Raw genomic sequence first — 5,034 nt, 5'->3', positions numbered from 1 at the left:
CAGACATTGAGGGCCTCCCTCCTGAGCTCGTGCATACCCGGACGATAGGAACCACCGGGCTGAGCAGGGAAGGGGGCCCGGCCCTCATAGGATCAGGTCACACGCCAACGGCCGTGGGTCGCAGGCGTCGGCTCCCCAGATCTGGGATGGTGTTCGCCTCGCGGTCAGGGATCCCTGGTCGGCGTGCGGTCCCGCTGCCGCTCGTCCACCGCCAGGTGTTCACCGACCCGGTTCACGAGCAGCGTCATCTCGTACGCGATCTGCCCGATGTCGGCCTCGGCGGCGCTGAGCACGCACAGACAGCTTCCCGGGCCGGCCGCCGTCACGAACAGGATCGCGTCATCGAACTCGATCATGGTCTGGCGGACCTGGCCCGCTCCGAAGTGGCGCCCCGACCCCTTGGCCAGGCTGTGCAGCCCGGACGACACCGCGGCAAGATGCTCGGCGTCCTCGCGCCGCAGTCCGGTGCTCGTGCCGGTCACCAGCCCGTCGTTGGACAGCACCAGCGCATGCCGTATGTGCTCCACGCGCCCGGTCAGATCGTCCAGGAGCCAGCCGAGTCCGGTGTTCTGCGCCATGGTCCTCTCTCCCCGTGATGTCGCTCCCCCCGGTCGGAGGATTCGGTGAGCCAGCCTTCACCACAGCCGCCCTCGCGGCAAGCAGGATGGACACATGGCACAGAAGATGACCGACGAACAGTGGCGGGCTTTCGTCTCCCACGGCACCCGCACCGGGAAGCTTTCCACCGTCCGCGCCGACGGCAGTCCGCACGTGGCACCGATCTGGTTCCTGCTGGACGGCGACGATGTGGTGTTCAACACCGGAAGGGAGACGGTGAAGGGACGGAATCTCACCCGAGACGACCGCGTCGCCCTGTGCGTGGACGACGACCGTCCCCCGTACGGCTTCGTCGTGCTGCAGGGACGAGCCGAGTTGTCGGAGAACCTTGACGAGGTGCGGCACTGGGCGACCCGGCTCGGCGCCCGGTACATGGGTGAGGAGCGGGCCGAGGAGTTCGGCGCTCGCAACGGCGTCCCCGGGGAACTCCTCGTCCGGGTGAGGATCGAGAAGGTGCTGGCGTACGCGGCCGTCGCCGAGTAGCGGCGCCAGCTCACGGAGTCGAGCAGCCGGGCGGCGTGCATCCGCCCGGCGTACTCGACGAGGCGGATCAGCACTTCCTTCCCGGAGTCACGGTCCCGTGCGTCGCAGAGCACCGCGGGCGTGCCCCGGTCGAGGTCGAGGGCGTGCGACACATCGGAGGCGTCATAGGTGCGGGCTCCCGCGAAGCAGCCGAATGTGGCGTGGTCCAGGTGTCCCATGTCCCGGGGACGCTAGTCCTGACGAGGGAGCGCGCAGGGGGCGCATTTCGAAAAGTGTTGGAATCTGACCCGGGCAGACCGGGGAACGATCGCTACATGCCTGTACATGCGCGCAGAGACATCCCTCATGGAGGTGAGGAATCATGCGAACCATGAGCGACGACCACACACACGTCCAGGAGTTCTTCACCGCACGGGCAGCCGACTGGGACACCCGGTTCCCCGACGACGGCCCGGCCTACGCCGCAGCGGTCACCGCCCTCGGGCTGCACGAGGGCGCCCGCGTACTCGACGCCGGCTGCGGCACGGGCCGGGCCCTGCCGCTGCTGCGCGCGGCCGTGGGGCCGTCGGGAGTGGTTCTGGGGGCCGATCTCACCCCGGCGATGCTGACGGCCGCCGTACGGGCTGGACGGGACCGCGACGGACGACTGCTGCTCGCCGACGTGGCCGCGCTGCCGTTGCGCACGGAGTCCCTCGACGCGGTCTTCGCGGCGGGTCTCATCGCCCATCTCCCTGCCCCGGCCCGGAACCTGAGGGAGTTGGCCCGGGTGGTGCGTCCCGGCGGCTTGCTGGCGCTCTTCCATCCGATCGGCCGGGCAGCCCTCGCGGCCCGCCAGGGCCGGCAGATCACCCCCGACGACCTGCGCGCCGAGCCCAACCTCCGCCCCCTGTTGGCGGGTTCCGGTTGGCGCATGACGTCGTACGTCGACGAGGACACCCGCTTCCTCGCCCTGGCCGTCCGCGAGGGCTGAGCCTCAGCGGACCGCCGCGACCTCTGCGACGAGAGCGTCGGGTTGGTCGAACATGATGTTGTGCCCGGCCCCGGGGACCATCACCACACGAACGCCCGCGGCCTCCAGGCCCTCTCTGCCGTCGAGTTCGCCACTCAGTTCGCCCTGGAGGTAGACCCGGTCCACTGTCAGCGCCTCCAGCAGCCGGCGCATGGTGGGGTTCGTGCCGCGCACGAGATTCGTGGCCGCGCGGTGGAGGGCGCGGGGGTCGGCGAGGCGCATGGTAGCCGCCCAGGTGGGGCCGATCCGGCTGAGCACGCGCGCGTGCCCGCCGTTGTCGACGTACTCGTCCTCCGTGTACCGGGAGATACCACTGCTCCCGGCCCCGGCCGGCGGATTCGGATCGAGGTTGGCCTCGATGAGCACCAGCCGTGAGACGAGGTCGGGCCGGCGATGGGCGAGCACGATGGCGACGGAACCGCCCATGCTGTGCGCGACGAGTTCCGCCCCGGTGACCTTCGCCTGGTCCAGTGCGGCAGCCAGCGCATCGGCGTGGTTCTCCAAGGTGTACGCGAAGTCCGCGGGGCGGTCGCTGATCCCGTGTCCCGGAAGGTCGACGAAGAGGGTCCGGCGTCCGGCGAGTTCGGGCCGTGCCGCTATGTGTGCGTGGTACACCGTCGAGGTCGCGCCCAATCCGTGCACATACACGCGCGCGGGGAGCGTTCCGGGCGTCTCGGTCCAGCGGATCAGGCTCCCGTTGCCGTCGAACTCGGCCTGCTGCATCGCTCTTTCTCCTCTGCGCTGCTGTCGGTCTCCACCTGTCCGGACATAATACATCGATAGCGATGTATTATGCTAAGGATGCGCTATGCAATGGATGTATTACGAGGACGCGGCATAATACGGGCATGCTGGAACTCGCCATCCTCGGTTTTCTGCACAGCGCCCCGCTACACGGCTATGAGCTGCGCAAACGCATCACCGCGCTGACGGGCCACGTGCGCCCCGTCGCCGAGAGCACGCTCTATCCCGCGATCAAGCGGCTGGAGAAGTCCGGACTGCTGGCGCGGACGACGGAGCCGGGCTCCGTGGCCGCTCCGCGGCACGTCCTGACGCTCACCGACGAGGGCAGGCAGGAGCTGCGTCACCGGCTCGCGGAACCCGCGCAGCGCGACATCAGCGACGAGAACCGCTGGTTCACGGTGCTCGCCTTCCTCAGGCACTTGGAGGACCCGGCGGCCCAAGCCGCCGTGCTGCGCCGTCGGCTCGCCTTCCTGGAGGAACCCTCCAGCTTCTTCTACGAGGGCGACCGGCCGTTGCGCGTGGAGGAGCTGGGCGATCCCTTCAGACGCGGCATCCTCACGATCGCCCGCGCCACGAGCCAGGCCGAGCTGGCCTGGTTGCGCACGACACTCGCCTCACTTGAGGGGAGCGGCGCCTCAGGTTGATGCGCCGGAAAGCGGCGGAGTTCGAGTCACTCGAAGCTCTTCACCGTCCGGGCCCTTTATGCCGCCGCAGTTTCAAACTCTAGGTTGCCAAGCGGCAGATGCACGTCGGCTGGGGCACCCACGGGGGGAAGGTGGTCGGCATGTTTGGCAGGATCCGCAAGTCGGTCGGCGGATTCGGCAAGTCCTCGGGCACGGAAACGTGCCCGGGCGGGGAGATGCGCACGCACAACCTGTTCGAGGCAGTCGCGGCCTATGCCTCGGCGCGTGCCGAGGACAGCCAGGACCGCGTGGACGAGATCGTGGCGTGGGTATCACCGGAGGCCCTGTCGTTCGGCGTGAACGAGCCGGCGTACCGGGCCGTCATCACCCTGGCTCGGGAGCGCGACGAGTCGTCGTCGGCGGTCGCGCGCACGCTGCTCGGTCCGCCCGCCGTCCGAGTCCGGAGCCCGCTCGGCCGTTTCGCCCCGTTCCCGCCGGAGAACTGCGGTTCCTCGTGTGATTCGCACTCGTGACAACCGGCTCGTGGGCGCATTAGGGTGCGCCGACGGACGAACCCACAGGGAGGGTGGCATGGCTGGGACGGACGAGGACGCCGTCGCCGCCGAGGACGACGCGCTGTATGTGCTGACGGCGGCTCTGCTGACGCCCGCGCAGTTTCCGAGCGTGCTGGGCGACGACTATCCGGATGCCTGTGCGGCGCTCGACCTGTCGCCCGCGGCCGACGGGTACGGCCTCGTGCTCGGTCAGGACGGCGACGGCGCGCGCTGGACCGTGGTCATCGACGACGTGTCACTGGTGGCCGTGGCCATCGCGTCCTGGGACTGCGGCATGGAGTACGAACTTTCGCCGGACGAGCGGACGGTCGTCGCCGGACTGCCGGGGTGGCCGCTGGCGGTGGCCGTCGCGGCACCGGGTCTGCCCGCACCGCACGACCCCGCTCCGGAAGTCACCGACCGCGAGCCGCTCTCCCCGCCTGACACCAGCACCTGGGGGCCGGCACAACGACGCCTGGGAGCCGACGAGATCGCGCTCCAGTGGACGATGTGGCGCGAGCAGCTCGACGACGCCTTCTTCGCATCCGCAGACGACGGGACACCGGCCGGGGAGGGGGCGCAGAACGGCGAGGAAAGCGGAGGCGAGAAGTCCCCTGTCGGCGTCCGCCGTGTCCTCGCGGAGGCGCACGCCTACGTCGACACTCCCCCGCCGCTGGGCCGTATCCGCTCCTCGTTCGCTCCGGGCGACGCGCGCACCCTGCGCGCCGACGGACCCGGCTGGTCCATGGTGGCCAGAACCGACGACATCGCGTTCGTGCTGCTCGACGAGAAGCCAGGCGAGGTTCTCCCCGTGGGCCGTGGCCCGAAGCTGCCCGGACTGCTCGTGGCGCTGGACAAACTGGCGGTCCGCCCGGCCTGAAGCGTCCGGGCCGCTCGAGCGGCCCGGACGCGGCGTGGAAGGCCGGACCGGCGCCCGGCGGCGGGGGCCGGGAGACCGGCGGGGCCCGCGGGCCGCGGCCGGCGCAGCAAGAAAGGCCCAGCA

General features: G+C 70.2%; 6 protein-coding genes and 2 pseudogenes. 5 read left to right on the top strand and 3 right to left on the bottom strand.

Annotation, left to right across the window (positions count from 1 at the left end; translation table 11 throughout):
• Positions 1 to 164: 164 nt before the first annotated feature.
• On the bottom strand, positions 165 to 578 hold the full coding sequence (locus ACWD5Q_RS35130) for a roadblock/LC7 domain-containing protein (protein ID WP_451431126.1): 414 nt from the start codon (positions 576 to 578) through the stop codon (positions 165 to 167).
• 94 nt (positions 579 to 672) lie between these two features.
• Here ACWD5Q_RS35130 and ACWD5Q_RS35125 point away from each other — a divergent pair, with 94 nt between their 5' ends.
• Positions 673 to 1,101 (top strand): PPOX class F420-dependent oxidoreductase, encoded by a 429-nt coding sequence (locus ACWD5Q_RS35125; protein ID WP_451431125.1) that lies wholly within the window; start codon positions 673 to 675, stop codon positions 1,099 to 1,101.
• A gap of 11 nt (positions 1,102 to 1,112) precedes the next feature.
• Here ACWD5Q_RS35125 and ACWD5Q_RS35120 read toward each other — a convergent pair.
• Positions 1,113 to 1,289, bottom strand: a pseudogene (locus ACWD5Q_RS35120) (ATP-binding protein); the annotation flags it as partial.
• 182 nt (positions 1,290 to 1,471) lie between these two features.
• On the opposite strand from ACWD5Q_RS35120, the gene ACWD5Q_RS35115 reads away from it, so the two are divergent.
• Positions 1,472 to 2,071: a class I SAM-dependent methyltransferase gene (locus ACWD5Q_RS35115; RefSeq protein WP_451431124.1), complete on the top strand. Its 600-nt coding sequence runs from the start codon at positions 1,472 to 1,474 to the stop codon at positions 2,069 to 2,071.
• Positions 2,072 to 2,074: 3 nt separating this feature from the next.
• Here the strand turns inward: ACWD5Q_RS35115 and ACWD5Q_RS35110 are convergent, their stop codons facing one another.
• The gene (locus tag ACWD5Q_RS35110; protein WP_451431123.1) at positions 2,075 to 2,833 is read right to left on the bottom strand and encodes an alpha/beta fold hydrolase; all 759 of its coding nucleotides are present in this window, start codon (positions 2,831 to 2,833) and stop codon (positions 2,075 to 2,077) included.
• A 125-nt stretch (positions 2,834 to 2,958) separates the two neighbouring features.
• Between ACWD5Q_RS35110 and ACWD5Q_RS35105 the strand changes: the two genes are divergently transcribed.
• From ACWD5Q_RS35105 to ACWD5Q_RS35095, 3 genes and pseudogenes are all read left to right on the top strand, one after another.
• The gene (locus ACWD5Q_RS35105; RefSeq protein WP_451431122.1) at positions 2,959 to 3,498 is read left to right on the top strand and encodes a PadR family transcriptional regulator; all 540 of its coding nucleotides are present in this window, start codon (positions 2,959 to 2,961) and stop codon (positions 3,496 to 3,498) included.
• A 140-nt stretch (positions 3,499 to 3,638) separates the two neighbouring features.
• Positions 3,639 to 3,929, top strand: a pseudogene (locus tag ACWD5Q_RS35100) (hypothetical protein); the annotation flags it as partial.
• 139 nt (positions 3,930 to 4,068) lie between these two features.
• A complete protein-coding gene (locus tag ACWD5Q_RS35095; RefSeq protein ID WP_451431121.1) occupies positions 4,069 to 4,911 on the top strand; it encodes a hypothetical protein in 843 nt (280 codons plus the stop codon).
• Positions 4,912 to 5,034: the final 123 nt, after the last annotated feature.

It is taken from the genome of Streptomyces sp. NPDC002513 (genome assembly GCF_053595355.1).
This window is presented reverse-complemented; position numbering and strand designations above follow the sequence as displayed.

Excerpts from the sequence above, each read along its gene's own strand:
- ACWD5Q_RS35125 (WP_451431125.1), top strand. The coding sequence starts at position 673 with ATGGCACAGAAGATGACCGACGAACAGTGGCGGGCTTTCGTCTCCCAC.
- ACWD5Q_RS35115 (WP_451431124.1), top strand. The coding sequence starts at position 1,472 with ATGAGCGACGACCACACACACGTCCAGGAGTTCTTCACCGCACGGGCA.
- ACWD5Q_RS35095 (WP_451431121.1), top strand. The coding sequence starts at position 4,069 with ATGGCTGGGACGGACGAGGACGCCGTCGCCGCCGAGGACGACGCGCTG.
- ACWD5Q_RS35130 (WP_451431126.1), bottom strand. The coding sequence starts at position 578 with ATGGCGCAGAACACCGGACTCGGCTGGCTCCTGGACGATCTGACCGGG.
- ACWD5Q_RS35110 (WP_451431123.1), bottom strand. The coding sequence starts at position 2,833 with ATGCAGCAGGCCGAGTTCGACGGCAACGGGAGCCTGATCCGCTGGACC.
- ACWD5Q_RS35105 (WP_451431122.1), top strand. The coding sequence starts at position 2,959 with ATGCTGGAACTCGCCATCCTCGGTTTTCTGCACAGCGCCCCGCTACAC.